Origin of the sequence: Agromyces binzhouensis (assembly GCF_004135055.1) — a bacterium.
Classification (GTDB): domain Bacteria; phylum Actinomycetota; class Actinomycetes; order Actinomycetales; family Microbacteriaceae; genus Agromyces; species Agromyces binzhouensis.
The window spans coordinates 1-555 of sequence record NZ_SDPL01000819.1 but is presented as its reverse complement, the minus strand read 5'-3'; the positions used below and the strand labels follow the sequence as shown (position 1 = coordinate 555).

General features: G+C 76.6%; 1 pseudogene. It reads left to right on the top strand.

Annotated features, from left to right (window positions below):
• Positions 1–555 (top strand): annotated as a pseudogene (locus ESO86_RS19655) (TPM domain-containing protein); the annotation flags it as partial.

The following is a 555-nucleotide window of genomic DNA, read 5'->3' as shown; positions in this document are numbered from 1 at the left end:
GGCCCGTCGTGGTCGTCGTGGTCGTCGTGCTCGCCCGGCGGCGGGCTCGGCGCCCCACGGCGGTCCCGGCCGGACCGGCCGCGGTCCCGATCGAGGAACTCCGCCGGCAGGCCGGCGGAGCGCTCATCGACGCGGACGACGCGCTGAAGACCAGCGAGGAGGAGCTGGGCTTCGCCGTCGCGTCCTTCGGCGACGAGGCGACGGCCGAGTTCCGCGCCGCGCTCGCTGCGGCGACCGCGAAGGTGCGCGGGGCCTTCGGCCTGCAGCAGCGACTCGACGACCACGAACCCGACACCGAGGGCCAGCAGCGCGAGTGGTACGACGGCATCCTCCGCCTCACCGCGGAGGCGGAGGAGGTGCTCGACGCGCAGGCCGAGCGCTTCGACGCCCTGCGCGCGCTGGAGCAGAACGCGCCGCAGGCGCTCGCGCGGGTGGAGGAGGCGATCCGAGGCGCCGAGTCGGCGATCGGCCCCGCCGCGGCTCGGCTGCAGGCCCTGACTCCTCAGTACGCGCCGTCGGCGCTCGCCTCCGTCGCCGACAACCCCGAGCAGGCGC